A 17,775-nucleotide genomic window follows, 5' to 3' on the forward strand; every position below is an offset into this window, starting at 1 on the left:
TTGAGCTAACCGGTACTAATGAACCGTGAGGCTTAACCTTACAACGCCGAAGATGTTTTGGCGGATTGAGAGATTTTCAGCTTAGATTCAGAGTTGAGTACGCAATAATTTGCGCAGCAGCAAGGCGACAAGCGAAGGAAAGGAAGGAGCATACTGAGGTATGTGACTGACTTTACGAGCGCGGGCAACGCAGCTGATGCGATAAAGAATTGCGTACTGAGCACAAAGAATTTGCCTGGCGGCACTAGCGCGGTGGTCCCACCTGACCCCATGCCGAACTCAGAAGTGAAACGCCGTAGCGCCGATGGTAGTGTGGGGTCTCCCCATGTGAGAGTAGGGAACTGCCAGGCATCAAATTAAGTAGTAAGCCGGTGCATAAATCCGGTGGTTACAGAAGTATTCGGTGGAGCGGTAGTTCAGTCGGTTAGAATACCTGCCTGTCACGCAGGGGGTCGCGGGTTCGAGTCCCGTCCGTTCCGCCACTTATTAAAAGCCCTGAGCATTTGATCAGGGCTTTTTCTTTGCCTGTCGCTTTATTATTGCTTTTTTAGCAAAAATCCTCTGCGTTTAGCGCTCTTTTTCTCAATCCTCTCGTTGGTCATAATTACCCTCGTTAACCGATATGAATGAATAAAGAGGAAAATCATGACAATCCCTGCATTTGGCCTTGGGACCTTCCGTCTGAAAGATGACGTGGTTATTGCATCTGTAAAAACGGCGCTTGAGCTGGGCTATCGCACCATTGATACCGCGCAAATCTATGATAATGAAGCTGCTGTGGGTCAGGCTATTGCTGAAAGCGGCGTTGCGCGCGATGAACTGTTCATCACCACCAAGATCTGGATTGAAAATCTCAGCAAAGACAAGCTGATCGCCAGCCTGAAAGAGAGCCTGCTGAAGCTGCGAACTGACTATGTCGACCTGACGTTAATCCACTGGCCGTCGCCAAACGATGCCGTTGCCGTCGAAGAGTTTATGGCCGCGCTGCTGGAAGCGAAAAAGCAGGGGTTGACCCGTCAGATTGGTATTTCTAACTTCACCATTCCGCTGATGGAGCGGGCAATTGCCGCCGTTGGCGCAGAGAATATCGCGACCAACCAGGTTGAACTCTCTCCGTACCTGCAGAATCGTAAAGTGGTTGATTGGGCGCGTGAACACGGTATTCATATCACCTCTTACATGACGCTGGCCTACGGTAAGGCGCTGAAAGATGAAGTGATTGCACGTATTGCGACGAAACATAATGCCACGCCGGCACAGGTTATCCTGGCCTGGGCAATGGGCGAAGGTTATGCGGTAATTCCGTCTTCGACGCGGCGCGAAAACCTGGCAAGCAACCTTAAAGCTCAGGATCTACAGCTTGATGAAGACGATCGCCAGGCGATCGCCGCCCTGGACTGCAACGATCGTCTGGTTAGCCCGGACGGTCTGGCGCCTGAATGGGACTAATCTAATCCCCCTCTGTACTCTACAACCCTCTTACAGCTCCTTCGGGAGCTGTTTTACATGTTCGCTAAGAAAGTCGATAAAGGCTCTGATCCGCGTGCTTACGGCTCTGTCGCTGTAGTAAACCGCGCTAAACGGCATTTCAACCGGCAGCCGTTTATCAGCCAGCAGTTCGACAAACGCCCCTTCAGCAATTTCCTTATCCACCATATAGTCCGACAGACAGGCGATTCCGTTACCGGCCAGGCACAGCTGCTTGAGCGTTTCTCCGCTATTGGAAGATATCTCGCTTTCGATTTCCAGCAGCTGGCCATCGCAGCAGGAGACTGGCCAGGTATTCAATGAAACAGGTTCGCTAAAACCGAGGCATTGATGATTTTTTAGCTCAGCGATGCTTTGCGGCGTGCCATGGCGAGCAAGATAGTCCGGTGAAGCGATTATTTTGCGGTAGCTATTAAACAATGGCCTGGCGCGCAGGCTGGAATCGGTCAGCGTGCCGGCGCGGATCGCGACGTCAACTTTCCGCTCAATCAGATTGATAAAGGTTTCGGACGAGACCAGCGTAAGGCTCATCTCTGGATAACGCTCGCGGAAGGGTTTTATCAACGGCATCAGAAAATGCAGTATCACCGGCGTCGCGGCATCAACCCGTAATAGTCCTCTTGGCGTCGTACGACTCTCCAGAAGTTCATTTTCGGCAGCGGCCATCTCCTGAAGCACAACCTGCATGCGACGGAAATAACGTTCCCCTTCTTCGGTCAGGCTTAGCTGACGGGTCGTACGGTTAAGCAGGCTCACGCCGAGCTTTGATTCCAGCTTTTTCACCGCCCGGCTGACGGCGGAATTGGCCTGACCTAGCTGTTCCGCTGCGCGGCTAAAGCTGCCGCTCTCGACCACGGCGACAAAAATAGCGATTTCTTCTGAGGTAGCTCTCATTATTGCACCTGTGGCAAAATTATATTGATACTTTGGCTATTTTTGTTATTAAAGCATCTCTTCATACTACGTGTCATCTTAATCATGTTGATACGGAGTACATTATGCCGCTGGCGCTACTTGCCTTAACTATCGGTGCCTTTGCTATTGGCACGACCGAATTTGTCATTGTGGGCCTGGTGCCCACCATTGCAGAACAACTCGCTATTTCGCTACCCTCAGCGGGGCTGTTGGTTTCTATCTACGCGCTCGGCGTGGCGATTGGCGCCCCGGTGCTCACCGCGCTGACCGGGCGTATGCCGCGTAAGCAACTGCTGCTGGCGTTAATGGCGCTGTTTACCGCCGGTAACCTGCTGGCCTGGCAGGCGCCGGGTTATGAAACTCTGGTTCTGGCACGCCTGCTGACGGGACTGGCGCACGGGGTATTCTTTTCGATCGGATCGACAATTGCGACCAGCCTGGTCCCGAAAGAGAAAGCGGCTTCGGCGATTGCGATTATGTTTGGCGGTCTGACCGTTGCGCTGGTGACCGGCGTACCATTGGGCACCTTTATCGGCCAACACTTTGGCTGGCGCGAGACGTTCCTTGCCGTGTCGATCCTTGGCGTAATCGCGTTAATGAGCAGCCTTATCCTGGTGCCGAATAACATTCCCGGTCGTGTCAGCGCCGGTTTGCGCGCTCAGCTCCAGGTTCTGACTCATCCTCGTTTACTGATAATCTATGCCATTACGGCTTTGGGATACGGCGGCGTATTCACCGCTTTTACCTTCCTGGCGCCGATGATGCAGGATCTTGCCGGATTTAGCCCGGCGGCCGTTAGCTGGATCCTCCTGGGCTACGGTGTTTCTGTAGCGGTGGGTAACGTATGGGGCGGAAAGCTGGCGGATAAGCATGGCGCCGTGCCCGCGCTGAAGCTGATTTTTGCCGCCCTGGTTGCTTTACTGCTGATCTTTCAGTTTACGGCCAGCATTCAGTATGCGGCGCTGGCGACGGTACTGGTGATGGGCATCTTCGCATTCGGTAACGTTCCGGGTCTGCAGGTATACGTTGTGCAGAAAGCGGAGCAGTATACTCCAGGCGCGGTTGACGTTGCCTCAGGCCTGAATATTGCCGCCTTTAACATCGGGATTGCCTTAGGATCGGTGATTGGCGGGCAGACGGTAGAACATTATGGTCTGGATCAGACGCCCTGGATTGGCGCGCTGATAGTTCTGGTCGCGCTGTTGCTGGTGGTTCTTAGCGGCCGGCTCGATAAGCCTCAGCGCTGTGCTACGGTTCTTTCCGTAGAAGGATAAAGGTTTCTGGCAAATTGCATTGAAAGTGTATACAAAAATCCCTATAACAGAAGGACCAGCTGCAGTCTCGGGCTGGTTTCCTGTTATCGAGGTTTGATGCCTAAATTGCGAAAGAATACCTATGCCATGCGCTACGTCGCCGGACAACCCGCGGAGAGAATCTTACCTCCGGGGTCGTTTGCTGGCATGACTCCGGCTTTTCCGGCCGGGGTACCGTTAAGTTCGGATGAGAAAATCCGCGTGCTGGTGTGGAACATCTTCAAACAGCAGCGCGCCGAGTGGAAATCCGTGCTTAATAATTTCGGTAAAGATGCGCACCTGGTGTTATTACAGGAAGCGCAAACCACGCCTGAGTTAGTGAAATTCGCCACCTCCAATTATCTGGCCGCTGACCAGGTTCCGGCACTGGTGCTTCCGCAGCATCCTTCCGGCGTGATGACGTTAGCTTCCGCCCACCCCATTTACTGCTGCCCACTGCGCGAGCGCGAGCCTATCCTGCGGCTGGCAAAGTCAGCGTTGGTCACCGTTTACCCGTTACCGGATACCCGGCTGCTGATGGTGGTAAATATCCACGCGGTCAACTTTAGTCTTGGCGTGGATGTCTACAGCAAGCAGCTGCTGCCGATTGGCGACCAGATTGCCCATCACAGCGGGCCGGTGATAATGGCGGGTGACTTTAACGCCTGGAGTCGTCCGCGAATGAACGCTTTGTATCGCTTTGCGCGTGAAATGTCGCTGCGCGAAGTCCGCTTCTCTGACGATCAGCGCCGCCGTACTTTTGGCCGCCCGCTTGATTTTGTGTTCTACCGGGGGTTAAGCGTGCACGATGCTTCCGTGCTGGTGACCCGCGCGTCCGACCACAACCCGCTACTAGTTGAATTCAGTCCCGGCAAGCCTGATTAATTAAGGTATGTCAGGCCTGCCATGGGGGCAGGCCTGCGTATGCATGGTGCTGCCTTTATTACTCAAAAAACCGAAGGACAATGCAATGACAACACGCTCTCATCATGACAACGTCGAAAAACAGTTTGGCTCACAGGCTAGCGCCTACCTGAGCAGTGCCGTACACGCTTCAGGGCGCGATCTGCAGCGCCTGGCCGAACGGCTGGCGGACTTCCCTCAGGCCCACGTGCTCGATATGGGATGCGGTGCCGGACACGCCAGCTTTGCGGCGGCAGGGCAGGTTGCCCAGGTAACGGCATATGATTTATCCAGCCAGATGCTGGAGGTGGTGGCTCAGGCCGCAAGGGATAAAGGTTTTGCTAACATTGCCACGCAGCAGGGCTATGCTGAATCTTTGCCTTTCGCTGATGCCAGCTTTGATGTCGCGATCAGCCGTTATTCTGCGCATCACTGGCATGATGTCGGCCAGGCATTGCGCGAAGTGAAGCGGGTGCTGAAACCGGGCGGAGTGATGATTATTATGGATGTGATGTCGCCCGGCCATCCTGTTCGCGACGTCTGGCTGCAGACGGTTGAGGCGCTGCGCGATACCTCCCATGTTCGCAACTACTCCAGCGGCGAATGGCTGACAATGGCGAGTGAGGCCGGTTTGGTGATAAATCATCTGCTGACCGATCGCCTGCCTCTGGAGTTCAGCTCCTGGGTCGCGCGGATGCGGACGCCAGCGGCGCTGACGGAAGCGATTCGTTTATACCAGGAGAGCGCATCGGCGGAGGTCAAAGCCTATTTTGCATTGCAGCAGGATGGTTCTTTCACCAGCGATACGATTATGTTTGAGGCCCATAAGGCCATCTGACGCAGAGATAAAACAAAAGGCACCGCATGGGTGCCTTTTTTAATGCCTGCTGAATCATCAGGATTCTGGTCTGTCGCTATTTTTCACAAACAGCGTCAGCTGATCGCCGGGTTTCAGGTTGCCGGTATCGCTGTTCCAGCGCATCACATCGCGAATGTTCACGCCATGGCGTTTCGCAATGCTCGACAAAGAGTCGCCCTTACGCACGCGATAGGTAATGCTATCGCTATTGTTTGCCAGACGTTCAGCGCTGCTGCCTGCGCCAATCACCAGATTCTGACCGACCTTCAGGTTAGAACCGCGAATACCGTTCCATTGCTGCAGATCTTTCGTTGATACGCCGAGACGCGATGCAATGCCGGAGATGGTGTCACCGGAGCGCACCTGGTAGCTGCGGCTGGTCAACGGCTTGTTGTCAGCCAGCAGCGTCGGCTGCACGGCGGCAATATCACCGGAGGCCAAAGACTCACGCAGCTGCGCCGCATGCTTCTGCGGTACCAGTACGTAATTCGGCCCGTTCGCGCCCAGAGTCGACCCCTTAACGCCTGCATTGAACGTTTTCAGCTTGCTGACGGGCATTCCTGCCATATCCGCTAGCTGGGAAATCTCAACCGGACTGTCGAGACGTACACGCGCCAGGGCACGGCTTTCGTCTGCTGTCGGCAGCCTTACGCCATACCGCTTGCTGTTCTTGAGAATATCGCTCAGGGCCAGCATTTTTGGTACGTATATTTTGGTTTCCTGTGGTAATGACAGCGACCAGAAATCGGTGGGTTTACCCCGTGATTTGTTCGCTTTGATAGCCTTCATTACCCGACCTTCACCGCTGTTATAGGCAGCGACGGTTAACAACCAGTCGCCGTCGAACATTTTGTTCAGACGTTGCATCATGTTTAACGCTGCCGTGGTTGAGGCAACGATGTCACGACGCGCATCGTAACTGCGGGTCTGTTTCAAACCATAATTGCGCCCGGTGCTCGGAATGATCTGCCAAATGCCTGCGGCATTGGCGCCAGACGTTGCGTGCGGGTCAAAAGCGCTCTCCACTATGGGTAGTAATACCAGTTCCATTGGCATGTTACGTTTCTTAACTTGCCCGGCTATCCAGTACATATACGGCTCTGCCCGTAAAGTTACATCGTGGAGATAGCTCTTATTTCTTAAGTACTTCTGTTTTTGTTCGCGAATCCGGACGTTTTCCGGAATTCCCATCTTTAGCTCGTCGCTTATTGAAGTCCACAGATCCTGGTCTTGCGCGTAGAAGGTTCCATCATCTAACCAGCGCGCTCGACTTGTGAACTTGCTTGCTTCCCCTTGACTCGCTGCAGAAAGGCTCTGTGCGTGCTGTTGTACGGTGCCATCGTTCTTAGACGCCTGGCACCCCACCAGCAGGACAGAGGCGAGTAAAATCGCTCGTGCCTTCATGTGTGTGTCAATAGTTGCTTAAAAGACGAGCAAGGATAACGGTGAAGTCGTCTGAAGACAAGAATTAAATATCAGAAGTCGTCTTTCTTTGACCTTAACCAGGCAAATCGCTGAATAGAGTGTTGCAAATTTGTTTCTTTGTCTATTTCTTTAATTAAATCATCATCATCCGTTCGAAGAAATAAATTAATAAGACGCTCATTTTTCAGAGTTACGGGGAGTGTTTTTTGGTTTTTTGCACGTAACTCATTAACTTTGCGGTAGTAATCGTTTATCTCCCTATCATGGGGAAGGATGCTTATTGCAAACTTCATGTTTGCTAAAGTGTACTCATGTGCGCAACATATTAATGTTTCGTCAGGAAGGGCGCCAATCTTCTTAAATGATTGATACATCTGCTCTGCGGTCCCTTCGAAGAGTCTGCCGCAGCCGCCGGAAAACATTGTATCGCCACAAAATAGATAAGGTGCGCTGTAGAAACAGATGTGTCCTAAAGTGTGACCTGGCGTGGCAAAAATAGAAAATTCGCGGCCCAAAACAGTGAGGCTATCTCCGTCCTTCACGACGTGGGTTGCGCCCTTATCCTGGGTTTCTGCCGGTCCGTAAACCACCAGGTTCGGAAATTTTTCCCGCAGTTGTTTAACGCCGCCAACGTGGTCGCGGTGGTGATGCGTCAACAAGATGGCTTCCGGCTGCCAGCGGTTTTGTTCGATGGCGGTGAGCACGGGCGCGGCTTCTCCGGGATCGACTATCAGGCAGCGCCCGCTATCTTCACTAAGAACCCAGATGTAGTTGTCCTGAAATGCGGGAATACTGATAAGATTCATAAATTACCTCTAATGCGTAGCGGAAGGTTGCGATGAAGCCGGCAAGGATACCTCATACAGTTACAGCGCCAGAGCACTGGTCCAGCATGCCGTGGGGCGAATACTACCGCGAATCGCTGGAACGGCAGATGAAACCGTGGCTCGCTAAATTATATGGCTTTCATTTACTTAAGATTGGCAATCTGAGCGCGGAAATCAATACCGAAGCCTGCGCGATTTCCCATCAGGTGAATGTCTCTTTGCAGGGGAATCCTGTGCAGGTAAAGGCCGATCCGCTGCATTTGCCTTTTGCCGAAAAGTCGGTAGATGCCTGCCTGCTGGCGCATACCTTACCGTGGTGCAGCGATCCGCATCGACTGCTGCGGGAAGCGGACCGGGTGCTGATTGACGATGGCTGGATAATTTTAACCAGTTTTAATCCTGTAAGCCTGATGGGGTTACGTAAACTGGTGCCGGTGTTACGCAATAAGCCCCCCTATAACAGCCGCATGTTCACCTTAACGCGTCAGATGGACTGGCTGGGGTTGCTGAATTTTGAAGTTATGCACTACGGGGGCTATCAGGTCCTTCCCTGGTCGCGCCACGGGGGGAAAATGCTCAGCACGCATCTACCGGCGTTGGGATGTCTGCAGCTCATTGTTGCCCGTAAACGCACTATCCCATTGACGCTAAACCCGATGAAATCGGGCAAAGCAAAAAAACGGATACCGCAGGCGGTAGGCGCCACGCGTCAGTGGCGCAAGGGGGAGAATTAACTTTCTGCCTGATAACCGATGTCGTCCCGGGTTGGGTTAGATGCCGCCGCGCGCGCCAGTTCGTCGCAACGTTCGTTTTCCGGATGTCCGGCGTGGCCTTTAACCCATTCCCATTTTATCTTGTGTTGACCCAGCGCGGCGTCCAGGCGCTGCCAGAGATCGACATTTTTTACCGGTTTCTTGTCGGCCGTTTTCCAGCCGCGTTTTTTCCAGTTGTGGATCCACTGCGTAATCCCCTGACGCACATACTGGCTGTCGGTACTGAGGATCACTTCACAATGTTCTTTCAGCGCTTCCAGGGCGACGATGGCGGCCATCATCTCCATGCGGTTGTTCGTTGTAAGGTTAAAGCCTTCGCTAAAAGTTTTTTCCTTCCCGCGATAGCGTAAAATCGCACCGTAGCCGCCAGGACCTGGATTTCCCAGGCAAGAACCATCGGTGAAAATTTCTACCTGTTTGAGCATCTCTGGTAGACTTCCTGTAATTGAAATCGATACGTAAAACGGTAAGTCTGACATAAATGACCGCTATGAGCACTGCAATTACGCGACAGATCGTTCTCGATACCGAAACCACCGGTATGAATCAGATTGGTGCGCACTATGAAGGGCACAAGATAATTGAAATCGGTGCGGTGGAGGTGATCAACCGCCGCCTGACCGGAAACAACTTCCACGTCTATTTAAAGCCGGACCGGCTGGTGGATCCTGAAGCGTTTGGCGTCCACGGTATTGCGGACGAATTCCTGATGGATAAGCCCGCGTTTGGTGATGTGGTCGATGAGTTTCTCGACTATATCCGCGGCGCGGAGCTGGTCATCCATAACGCATCGTTCGATATCGGCTTTATGGACTATGAATTTGCTAAGCTGAATCGCGGCATTCCGAAGACGGATACCTTTTGTAAGGTGACCGATAGCCTGGCCCTGGCGCGTAAAATGTTCCCGGGCAAGCGTAACAGCCTTGATGCCCTCTGTTCACGTTATGAAATAGACAACAGCAAGCGAACGCTGCACGGGGCGTTGCTCGATGCCCAGATTCTGGCCGACGTTTATCTGATGATGACCGGTGGCCAGACGACGATGGCTTTCTCAATGGAAGGGGAAGGGCAGCAGCAGGCCGGAGAAATAGGCATTCAACGCGTTGTGCGCGCCGCCAGCAAATTACGGGTGGTTTACGCCTCTGATGAAGAGCTGATGAACCACGAGTCGCGGCTCGATCTGGTGCAAAAGAAAGGCGGAAGCTGCCTGTGGCGGGCCTGATTTACCCATAAACGCGCTAAAAATAGTCTGTTGGGTGATTTTTGCAGCAAGCGATTCAAAAATGAAGAAAAAGCGTTGACGGAGTAGAGGGGAATCCGTAATATTCGCCTCGTTCCCAAGGGAACAGTAAGTGGAGCGGTAGTTCAGTCGGTTAGAATACCTGCCTGTCACGCAGGGGGTCGCGGGTTCGAGTCCCGTCCGTTCCGCCACTATTCAGAAAGCCTGAATCAGCAATGATTCAGGCTTTCGTCGTTTTAGCCTGCAGAACACATTCTCTTCCCCGTCTTCGCCAGCCATCCGTCGCGCCGGGCTGACAACGTTTGCCCGCGAGCCTGGCGTTAACAGCATTCATATCCTTGTTCCGCGCTGCGGGCGTTTACCTGCAGGGCTCTGGGGCGAGCGGGCGGGATAGCGCTGGTTTGAGGCATAAAAAGGGAGCCTGGGCTCCCCTGCCAGGCTGGCTTTAGCTGAGCGTGAAGGGGTCAGCGTCCTGCCAGGCCGGAAACTTCTCGCGATACTCTTTTAGCGACGTCAGCGAAAGCTCAGCATCCAGGCGAGTCGCCTGATGCGGTTCGGCCGTCGCGATAATCTCACCCTGCGGCGTGATTATCCGACTATCGCCCCGGTAATGGTGCCCGTTGCCATCGGTGCCGACGCGATTGCATCCGGCAACATAAGCCTGATTTTCGATAGCTCTGGCGACCAGCAGCGACTGCCAGTGCATTGAGCGCGGGGCGGGCCAGTTGGCAACATACAGCGCTAAATCGTAGTCGTTATGGTTGCGTGACCATACGGGGAAGCGCAGGTCGTAGCATACCAGCGGCAGAATTCTCCAGCCGCGCCAGGCAAAAATGACCCGCTCGTTACCCGCTGCGTAATGATGATGTTCATCCGCCATGCGAAACAGGTGGCGTTTGTCATAGAAATGGATTTTACCGCCGGGCTCAACCAGCAAGAAGCGGTTAACCGGACCGCGGTCCGTTTGCAGCGCGGCGCTACCGGCAATCAGCGCGTTGGTTTGGTCGGCTTTAGCCTCCATCCAGGCTACCACTTCCTCTTGCGACAGCGACTGTTTTGCTGCTTCCATCGCGAAACCGGTGGTGAACATTTCGGGTAAAACAATGAGGTCACGCCCGGTAATCCCTTCCAGTTGACGATCGAAATGGCGCAGGTTGGCGGGACCGTCCATCCACACCAGCGGTTGTTGTAAAAGGGTAATTTTCAGTCCGGGCACGGTGGTGAACTCCAGTATGATGAGAGGAATTATAATGACTTTAACACCATATCAGCCGATGGACGGCTCAGGGAATATTTTGTAAAAGAATGACAGCCCTGGAAATACCTTCCGCTGAATTGTCAGAAAAAAAGAGAGGCGGGGAAGTCCCCGCCTCGATCGTGATGGGTTTATTTTTTCGTTTTTAAGCCGCTTCGATCTTGCGCACTTTCTCCGGTAGCTTTACCGGGCGGGTCGCCAGTTCATCCGGGGCGAAATCGTCGACGTTAATGCTGCGCAGTCGGCTGGTTTCCGCACGGACCAGGATGTCCGCCTCGTCCTGATTGATTAACCCTTTTGCCAGCGCGTTGCGGGCCAGTTCATCAAGACGCGTAAACGACAGATTCTTGCCCAGCTCTTTGCACAGGCGCTGGTGGATAGGGTCTGCTGCCATAACATCAAGCAGCGCTTCTTCCAGCAGGCCAACCGGATTATGCTCGCTCGGCGTCAGATACTGACCGCGGCCGATACGCGAACGCGTCGCGCTCGGAACCTGCAGGATTTTCGCTACCTTATGATCCAGCTTGTCTGAAGGCGCCAGGTAATGACGTCCGGTCGGGAAGATTGCCACGCGAAGTGCCCCAGCGACCAGACGATTCGGGAAGTTCACCAACAGATCGTCAATCGCCTGCTCGGCCTGATACAGCGCATCCTGCACCCCCCAGTGAACCAGCGGTAAGTCCGCTTCGTTACGCCCCTCATCGTCATAGCGTTTCAGGACCGCCGACGCCAGGTAGAGCTGGCTCAGCACATCGCCCAGACGCGCAGAAATTCTTTCACGACGCTTCAGACTACCGCCCAGTACCGCCATTGAGACATCGGACAGCAGAGCCAGGTTGGCGCTCAGTCGGTTCATATGTTGATAGTAGCGACGAGTGGCATCGCGGGTCGGCGAGCTGCTGGTGAGACCGCGGGTCAGGCCCAGCCAGAAACTGCGTACCTTATTGCTGCCCACGTGCCCAATGTGTTTAAACAGCAGCTTATCGAAAGCGTTAACGTCGTTATTCTGCGCGGCCGCCATTTCATCCAGCACGTACGGATGGCAACGAATCGCACCCTGGCCGAAGATCATCATGCTGCGGGTCAGGATATTCGCCCCTTCAACGGTGATGGCGATCGGCGCGCCCTGATAGGCCCGCGCCAGGAAGTTTCCGGTGCCGAGCATAATGCCCTTACCGCCGGTAATATCCATTGCGTCAATAATGGAACGCTGACCACGGTGAGTACAGTGATACTTCACAATTGCCGACAGTACCGCTGGTTTTTCGCCAAGCATAATGCCGTAGGTAATCAGCGAGGCGGCGGCATCCATTACGTAGGCGTTGCCTGCGATACGCGCCAGCGGTTCTTCGATCCCTTCCATTTTACCGATAGAGATTTTGAACTGGCGGCGAATGTGCGCGTAGGCGCCGGTAGCCATGGCGACGGATTTCAGGCCGCCGGTAGCGTTTGACGGCAGGGTGATGCCGCGTCCCACGGATAAACACTCAACCAGCATCCGCCAGCCCTGGCCGGCCATCGACGGGCCGCCAATAATGTAATCGATAGGAACGAAAATATCTTTCCCCTGGGTCGGGCCGTTCTGGAACGGAACGTTCAGCGGGAAATGGCGACGCCCGATTTCAACGCCGGGGGTGCTGGTGGGGATGAGCGCGCAGGTGATGCCCAGCTCCTCTTCTCCACCCAGCAGGCGGTCTGGATCGGAGAGTTTAAACGCCAGCCCCAGTACGGTGGCGATAGGCGCAAGGGTGATATAGCGTTTGTTCCAGGTCAGGCGCATACCCAGCACCTGCTGGCCCTGCCATTCGCCCATGCAGACGACGCCGGTATCCGGAATGGCGCCGGCATCTGAACCCGCTTCCGGGCTGGTCAGCGCGAAGCACGGGATCTCCTGGCCGCGAGCCAGGCGCGGCAAATAGTGGTTTTTCTGTTCTTCGGTACCGTAATGCTGCAGCAGCTCGCCCGGGCCTAATGAGTTCGGCACGCCGACGGTAATCGCCAGGATCCCGGAGACGCCCGACAGCTTTTGCAGGACGCGAGCCTGCGCGTAGGCGGAGAATTCCAGCCCGCCGTACTCTTTCTTAATGATCATCGCGAAGAAGCGATGCTCTTTCAGATAGGCCCACAGCTCCGGCGGCAGATCGGCCATCTCGTGGGTAATTTCGAAGTCGTTCGCCATACGGCAGGCTTCTTCGACCGGGCCGTCAATAAAGGCTTGTTCTTCAGCGGTGAGGCGCGGCTGCGGATAGTTGTGCAGTTTCTGCCAGTCCGGGTTGCCGCGGAACAGATCGCCTTCCCACCAGGTTGTGCCAGCGTCAATCGCTTCTTTCTCGGTGCGCGACATCGGCGGCATGACCTTACGGAAAGCGCGGAACGCCGGGACTGAAATCATGGATTTACGCATCGGCGCAAGGTTAAACGGCAGTAAAACGATCGCCAGCGGAATCAGCAGCCAGATATTCCACAGCCCCGCAGCGCCGAGCGCGGCGGTCCAGACAAGCAAAATCGCGCTGCTCAGCAGCAGATTGATTCGGTGATAGAAGAGCGCACCGAGTAAAACAACGGTTGCAACAATACTCAAAATCATCATAGAGAAATGCTCCCTGTCTTGTAGGAGGTCTGACCACTTGTGATGATATGGTTGTAGTGGATGTAATTTGTTTTAGCAATGTGTTTACAAAATAATTACAACCTTGCTCACATTGTTGTACGGAAATGCGGCACATAAAATCAAAAGCACAGGGGATTGCATCGCGTGCTGCTTCTCGCTGCGTCGGCTATCCGGTAAACTGCCTGGGTTATCCCACAAATACTGAAGGATTATCCTCATGTACCAGGATCTTATTCGTAACGAACTGAATGAAGCCGCTGAAACGCTGGCTAACTTTCTGCAGGACGAAGCCAACATTCACGCGATTCAGCGTGCTGCGGTGCTGCTGGCGGATAGCTTTAAAGCTGGCGGCAAAGTCCTTTCCTGCGGTAACGGCGGTTCGCACTGCGATGCGATGCATTTTGCGGAAGAACTGACCGGGCGCTATCGTGAAAATCGCCCCGGCTATCCGGCCATTGCGATTTCCGACGTGAGCCATCTCTCTTGCGTCAGCAATGATTTCGGCTATGAATATGTTTTCTCTCGCTATGTAGAATCAGTGGGTCGTGCAGGCGACGTATTACTGGGGATCTCTACTTCCGGTAACTCAGGTAATGTTATCAAAGCGATTGAAGCCGCCCGCGCCCGGGGGATGAAAGTGATTACTCTGACCGGGAAAGATGGCGGTAAAATGGCGGGGTCAGCGGATGTAGAAATTCGCGTACCGCATTTTGGCTACGCCGACCGTATTCAGGAAATCCATATTAAAGTGATTCATATCCTGATTATGCTGATCGAAAAAGAGATGGTTAAAGCTTAAAAGGCTATTTTGTTAGCCATTTTGAACCCGGGCAGTGCTCAAGATCCTCACGTACATGAAGTACGCTCCGGTTTCTGCGCGCTGGCCGTGTCCAAACTGGCTGCACCAATAACGCCTTTTATGTTTCAGTAAGTGGTATGAGGTGATCTATGTGCGAATTGCTCGGGATGAGCGCGAATGTGCCCACAGATATTTGCTTCAGTTTCACCGGGCTGGTGCAGCGCGGTGGCGGAACCGGGCCACATAAAGACGGCTGGGGCATTACGTTTTATGAAGGTAAGGGCTGTCGCACATTTAAAGATCCGCAGCCTAGCTTCCAGTCGCCCATAGCAAAGCTGGTGCAGGAATATCCTATCAAGTCCTGCTCGGTCATCGCCCATATTCGCCAGGCCAACCGGGGTATCGTTGCGCTGGAAAACACTCACCCCTTTACCCGGGAGCTATGGGGGCGCAACTGGACCTACGCCCATAACGGTCAACTGGAGGGGTATGAGAGCCTTGAGACGGGAAGTCTGCATCCTATCGGGGAGACCGACAGCGAAAAGGCCTTCTGCTGGCTGCTGCACAGCATCACCGAGCGCTATCCGGAAATGCCGGGCGATATGGTTGAGGTATTCAGATTTATCGCCACGCTTGCCGGAGCGCTGCGTGAAAAAGGCGTGTTTAACATGCTGCTCTCCGACGGGCGCTACGTGATGGCGTTTTGCTCGACGAATTTATACTGGATTACGCGAAGGGCGCCGTTTGGCGTAGCGACGCTGCTGGATCAGGATGTAGAAATTGACTTTCAACGCGAGACCACACCGAATGATGTGGTCTCCGTTATCGCCACTCAGCCGCTTACCGGCAACGAAACCTGGAATAAAATTATGCCAGGCGAGTGGGCGTTATTTTGCCTCGGGGACCGAGTAGTTTGACGCGAGCTGCGGCTGCACAACTTCGTGGCTGAGCGGTTTGCTCACCACGTAGCGGCCATTGGCTACCGAAACCACCGGCGGCTTATGCGTCTGCCGGAAGTAGTCGTACCCGGGTTTCAGCTGCTGCCAGAAATCCGCGAAGTAGGAAAATTTGTGACGGGCCATGTTGGCATCGGTCATGCGGAAAGGATAAATGCTCACCTGAACATTGGGCTGGCCGAAGACTAACGCGCCGGTGACGAACTGGAAGATTTCATCAATGCCGGTATCGGTCATGGCGTAACAGCCAACGGATACGCAGGCACCGTGAATCATCAGATACTTTCCTTCATAGCCATGCGCGCGATCGTAGGCGTTCGGGAAACCGATATTGATCGCTTTGTAGAAACGGCTGTCGGGTTTTAGCTGATTGCGGGAAACGTTATAGAAACCTTCGGGACTCTTGAAATCGCCCTGGCGCTGCTTTGGACCGAGCCCGCCGGAGTAGTTACAGATTCGGTAGCTGTCGAGAAGCTGGTAGGTTTCGCCCATCTTGACGTAAAGATCGAGCATGCGCTCTTCTTTGAAGATCTCAATGTAGACCGGCGAACCCATGAGCTGCTGCTTATACTCTTTGCTCATCGGCGTTGTCGAGCTGTTACTGCTAAGTAGCCCTGCGAATGAAACGCACGGCAACAGAAGCATCGCAATAAATAATGCGATTTTGCGCATACTACTTGTTCCTTGATAAAACAAATAACCACATTGCCAGGACGGCAAGAGAGACCCGAAATCAGAGTTTTCTGGTTTTAGAGCGCTCACATTAGCATCACGGCATTTTTTCGCAAGCACGACGTGCCACGTTTACGTTTTAGTTTTCCGTTATAGCGAATATTCAGGTAAAGCGCAGTCAGAACTTTGCGTAATAGCTCGCATTTTAGAACGACTTAATGGCAGTTTGTCTACAGGCGCTGCTCACGAAATGTTACACTTGCTCCGCTAAATACTCAGGGTAAGAAAGGATGCTTCTCTCCCGTCTTGTGAATCACCAGGACTACGATGTTCCTTTCTTCCTCTTATTTTCCATTAATTATGCTGGCCTCGGCCTGATGCCGGGGTTTACGTAACGGATACCTGCTAACGATATGATTAAAATCACGAAAGGGCTAAATTTGCCCATAGCTGGCATGCCATCACAGCAGATTTCTTCGAAGACTGCGGTCAAGCGCGTTGCGCTGTTGGGTGAAGAGTACATCGGTATGCGCCCCTCGATGGCGGTGCGTGAAGGAGACCGGGTACAAAAAGGTCAGCTTCTGTTCGAAGATAAAAGAAATCCTGGCGTGCGATTTACTGCCCCTGCGAGTGGAACCATCAGCGCCATTCATCGCGGCGAACGGCGGGTTCTGCAATCGGTCGTTATTGACGTAGATGGCGATGATGCCGTTCATTTTCCCCGCTATGAATTAGCCGATCTTGCCGCGTTGACGCGCGAGGCCGTGCAGCAGCAGCTGGTGGAGTCGGGGATGTGGACGGCGTTTCGCACCCGCCCTTTCAGCAAAATACCTGCGCCGGGCAGCGTTCCAGCGGCCATATTTGTCACCGCCATAGATACGAATCCACTGGCGGCAGATCCTCAGCCAATCATTCTGGCCCAGCGCGAGGCTTTTGACGCGGGCTTAACCCTGTTGACGCGGTTGACCGACGGTAAGGTCCACGTCTGCCAGGCCAGCGGTGGCAAGCTTGGCGGGCATCCCGTGGGCCAGGTGACCTTCAACCAGTTTGCCGGGCCGCATCCGGCCGGGCTGGTCGGGACCCATATCCATTTTCTCGAGCCGGTTAGCCTGAAAAAGCAGGTCTGGCATCTTAACTATCAGGACGTTATCGCCGTTGGCAAATTGTTCCTTGAAGGGGAGTTGTCTAGCGAACGCATTGTTGCGCTCGGCGGCCCGCAGGTGAAAGAGCCTCGTTTATTAAAGACCTGCTCTGGCGCCAGCCTTGATGAACTGCTGGCAGATGAACTTCTGGATGATGAAAACCGCGTTATTTCTGGTTCAGTCCTCAGCGGAACGCACGCTCAAGGGCCCCATGCTTTTCTTGGCCGCTTTCATTTACAGATAAGCGTCGTAAAAGAGGGGCGTGAGAAAGAGCTGTTCGGCTGGGTAATGCCCGGGAAAGATAAATTTTCCATCACCCGCACCACGCTCGGCCATTTTATGAAGCGTAAGCTATTTAATTTCTCGACGGATACCAACGGCGGCGAGCGGGCTATGGTGCCGATTGGCAACTATGAGCGAGTGATGCCGCTGGATATTCTGCCCACCATGCTGCTGCGTGATTTGCTGGCGGGGGATACCGACAGCGCGCAGGCGCTGGGCTGTCTGGAACTGGATGAAGAAGACCTGGCGCTTTGCACCTACGTATGTCCCGGCAAGTACGAATATGGCCCGGCATTGCGCAGCGTGTTAACCCAGATAGAGCAGGAAGGATAAGTG

General features: G+C 53.9%; 16 protein-coding genes, 2 tRNA genes and 1 rRNA gene. 12 read left to right on the forward strand and 7 right to left on the reverse strand.

Going from position 1 to position 17,775, the window contains the following annotated elements; all coding sequences use genetic code 11:
- Positions 1-234: 234 nt before the first annotated feature.
- From rrf to dkgB, 3 genes are all read left to right on the forward strand, one after another.
- A 5S ribosomal RNA gene (gene rrf, locus F8562_RS18900) occupies positions 235-350 on the forward strand.
- A 55-nt stretch (positions 351-405) separates the two neighbouring features.
- Positions 406-482 (forward strand) — tRNA-Asp (locus F8562_RS18905).
- Positions 483-645: 163 nt separating this feature from the next.
- Positions 646-1,449 carry a 2,5-didehydrogluconate reductase DkgB gene (gene dkgB, locus F8562_RS18910; RefSeq protein WP_014837458.1) on the forward strand — a complete coding sequence of 268 codons (804 nt, stop codon included), beginning with the start codon at positions 646-648 and terminating at the stop codon, positions 1,447-1,449.
- A 30-nt stretch (positions 1,450-1,479) separates the two neighbouring features.
- Here dkgB and yafC read toward each other — a convergent pair whose 3' ends face one another.
- Positions 1,480-2,382, reverse strand: a complete 903-nt coding sequence (yafC, locus tag F8562_RS18915) for a DNA-binding transcriptional regulator YafC (protein WP_014837459.1) — start codon at positions 2,380-2,382, stop codon at positions 1,480-1,482.
- A 104-nt stretch (positions 2,383-2,486) separates the two neighbouring features.
- Between yafC and F8562_RS18920 the strand changes: the two genes are divergently transcribed.
- From F8562_RS18920 to F8562_RS18930, 3 genes are all read left to right on the forward strand, one after another.
- Positions 2,487-3,677, forward strand: coding sequence for an MFS transporter (locus F8562_RS18920; RefSeq protein WP_014228021.1), 1,191 nt, complete (start codon positions 2,487-2,489; stop codon positions 3,675-3,677).
- Positions 3,678-3,782: 105 nt separating this feature from the next.
- Positions 3,783-4,580, forward strand: a complete 798-nt coding sequence (locus tag F8562_RS18925; RefSeq protein ID WP_025108464.1) for an endonuclease/exonuclease/phosphatase family protein — start codon at positions 3,783-3,785, stop codon at positions 4,578-4,580.
- An 85-nt stretch (positions 4,581-4,665) separates the two neighbouring features.
- Positions 4,666-5,436: a class I SAM-dependent methyltransferase gene (locus tag F8562_RS18930; protein WP_042933993.1), complete on the forward strand. Its 771-nt coding sequence runs from the start codon at positions 4,666-4,668 to the stop codon at positions 5,434-5,436.
- A 57-nt stretch (positions 5,437-5,493) separates the two neighbouring features.
- On the opposite strand, the gene mltD is transcribed toward F8562_RS18930, so the two are convergent.
- Together mltD and gloB are read right to left on the reverse strand one after the other, a co-directional pair.
- Complete coding sequence (mltD, locus tag F8562_RS18935) at positions 5,494-6,861, reverse strand: murein transglycosylase D (RefSeq protein ID WP_014228024.1); 1,368 nt, start codon at positions 6,859-6,861, stop codon at positions 5,494-5,496.
- A 71-nt stretch (positions 6,862-6,932) separates the two neighbouring features.
- Complete coding sequence (gloB, locus tag F8562_RS18940; RefSeq protein ID WP_014837463.1) at positions 6,933-7,688, reverse strand: hydroxyacylglutathione hydrolase; 756 nt, start codon at positions 7,686-7,688, stop codon at positions 6,933-6,935.
- Between the two features lie 32 nt (positions 7,689-7,720).
- Here gloB and F8562_RS18945 point away from each other — a divergent pair, with 32 nt between their 5' ends.
- Complete coding sequence (locus F8562_RS18945; protein ID WP_014228026.1) at positions 7,721-8,443, forward strand: class I SAM-dependent methyltransferase; 723 nt, start codon at positions 7,721-7,723, stop codon at positions 8,441-8,443.
- On the opposite strand, the gene rnhA is transcribed toward F8562_RS18945, so the two are convergent.
- Complete coding sequence (gene rnhA / locus F8562_RS18950) at positions 8,440-8,907, reverse strand: ribonuclease HI (RefSeq protein ID WP_004129160.1); 468 nt, start codon at positions 8,905-8,907, stop codon at positions 8,440-8,442. The two genes, F8562_RS18945 and rnhA, sit on opposite strands and share 4 nt — an antisense overlap.
- 65 nt (positions 8,908-8,972) lie before the next feature.
- Between rnhA and dnaQ the strand changes: the two genes are divergently transcribed.
- Positions 8,973-9,704 carry a DNA polymerase III subunit epsilon gene (dnaQ, locus tag F8562_RS18955; protein WP_014228028.1) on the forward strand — a complete coding sequence of 244 codons (732 nt, stop codon included), beginning with the start codon at positions 8,973-8,975 and terminating at the stop codon, positions 9,702-9,704.
- A 132-nt stretch (positions 9,705-9,836) separates the two neighbouring features.
- A tRNA-Asp gene (locus F8562_RS18960) sits at positions 9,837-9,913 on the forward strand.
- 254 nt (positions 9,914-10,167) lie between these two features.
- Here the strand turns inward: F8562_RS18960 and F8562_RS18965 are convergent.
- Together F8562_RS18965 and fadE are read right to left on the reverse strand one after the other, a co-directional pair.
- Positions 10,168-10,938 carry an amidohydrolase gene (locus F8562_RS18965; RefSeq protein ID WP_014837467.1) on the reverse strand — a complete coding sequence of 257 codons (771 nt, stop codon included), beginning with the start codon at positions 10,936-10,938 and terminating at the stop codon, positions 10,168-10,170.
- Positions 10,939-11,122: 184 nt separating this feature from the next.
- Entirely contained in the window at positions 11,123-13,567 is a 2,445-nt protein-coding gene (gene fadE, locus F8562_RS18970) for an acyl-CoA dehydrogenase FadE (protein WP_014837468.1), read from the reverse strand.
- 238 nt (positions 13,568-13,805) lie between these two features.
- Between fadE and lpcA the strand changes: the two genes are divergently transcribed.
- Positions 13,806-14,387 (forward strand): D-sedoheptulose 7-phosphate isomerase, encoded by a 582-nt coding sequence (gene lpcA, locus F8562_RS18975; RefSeq protein ID WP_014837469.1) that lies wholly within the window; start codon positions 13,806-13,808, stop codon positions 14,385-14,387.
- 149 nt (positions 14,388-14,536) lie between these two features.
- Positions 14,537-15,304, forward strand: coding sequence for a class II glutamine amidotransferase (locus F8562_RS18980; protein ID WP_004847917.1), 768 nt, complete (start codon positions 14,537-14,539; stop codon positions 15,302-15,304).
- Here F8562_RS18980 and dpaA read toward each other — a convergent pair.
- Entirely contained in the window at positions 15,275-16,015 is a 741-nt protein-coding gene (dpaA, locus tag F8562_RS18985; RefSeq protein WP_014228031.1) for a peptidoglycan meso-diaminopimelic acid protein amidase, read from the reverse strand. The two genes, F8562_RS18980 and dpaA, sit on opposite strands and share 30 nt — an antisense overlap.
- 413 nt (positions 16,016-16,428) lie before the next feature.
- On the opposite strand from dpaA, the gene F8562_RS18990 reads away from it, so the two are divergent.
- Positions 16,429-17,772, forward strand: a complete 1,344-nt coding sequence (locus F8562_RS18990; protein WP_004847919.1) for a Na(+)-translocating NADH-quinone reductase subunit A — start codon at positions 16,429-16,431, stop codon at positions 17,770-17,772.
- Positions 17,773-17,775: the final 3 nt, after the last annotated feature.

Origin of the sequence: Klebsiella sp. RCJ4, assembly GCF_009025755.1 — a bacterium.
GTDB lineage: Bacteria > Pseudomonadota > Gammaproteobacteria > Enterobacterales > Enterobacteriaceae > Klebsiella > Klebsiella michiganensis.

Excerpts from the sequence above, each read along its gene's own strand:
- gloB (WP_014837463.1), bottom strand. The coding sequence starts at position 7,688 with ATGAATCTTATCAGTATTCCCGCATTTCAGGACAACTACATCTGGGTT.
- dnaQ (WP_014228028.1), top strand. The coding sequence starts at position 8,973 with ATGAGCACTGCAATTACGCGACAGATCGTTCTCGATACCGAAACCACC.
- mltD (WP_014228024.1), bottom strand. The coding sequence starts at position 6,861 with ATGAAGGCACGAGCGATTTTACTCGCCTCTGTCCTGCTGGTGGGGTGC.
- lpcA (WP_014837469.1), top strand. The coding sequence starts at position 13,806 with ATGTACCAGGATCTTATTCGTAACGAACTGAATGAAGCCGCTGAAACG.
- F8562_RS18980 (WP_004847917.1), top strand. The coding sequence starts at position 14,537 with ATGTGCGAATTGCTCGGGATGAGCGCGAATGTGCCCACAGATATTTGC.
- fadE (WP_014837468.1), bottom strand. The coding sequence starts at position 13,567 with ATGATGATTTTGAGTATTGTTGCAACCGTTGTTTTACTCGGTGCGCTC.
- F8562_RS18945 (WP_014228026.1), top strand. The coding sequence starts at position 7,721 with ATGAAGCCGGCAAGGATACCTCATACAGTTACAGCGCCAGAGCACTGG.
- dkgB (WP_014837458.1), top strand. The coding sequence starts at position 646 with ATGACAATCCCTGCATTTGGCCTTGGGACCTTCCGTCTGAAAGATGAC.
- F8562_RS18920 (WP_014228021.1), top strand. The coding sequence starts at position 2,487 with ATGCCGCTGGCGCTACTTGCCTTAACTATCGGTGCCTTTGCTATTGGC.
- F8562_RS18990 (WP_004847919.1), top strand. The coding sequence starts at position 16,429 with ATGATTAAAATCACGAAAGGGCTAAATTTGCCCATAGCTGGCATGCCA.
- rnhA (WP_004129160.1), bottom strand. The coding sequence starts at position 8,907 with ATGCTCAAACAGGTAGAAATTTTCACCGATGGTTCTTGCCTGGGAAAT.
- dpaA (WP_014228031.1), bottom strand. The coding sequence starts at position 16,015 with ATGCGCAAAATCGCATTATTTATTGCGATGCTTCTGTTGCCGTGCGTT.
- F8562_RS18930 (WP_042933993.1), top strand. The coding sequence starts at position 4,666 with ATGACAACACGCTCTCATCATGACAACGTCGAAAAACAGTTTGGCTCA.
- yafC (WP_014837459.1), bottom strand. The coding sequence starts at position 2,382 with ATGAGAGCTACCTCAGAAGAAATCGCTATTTTTGTCGCCGTGGTCGAG.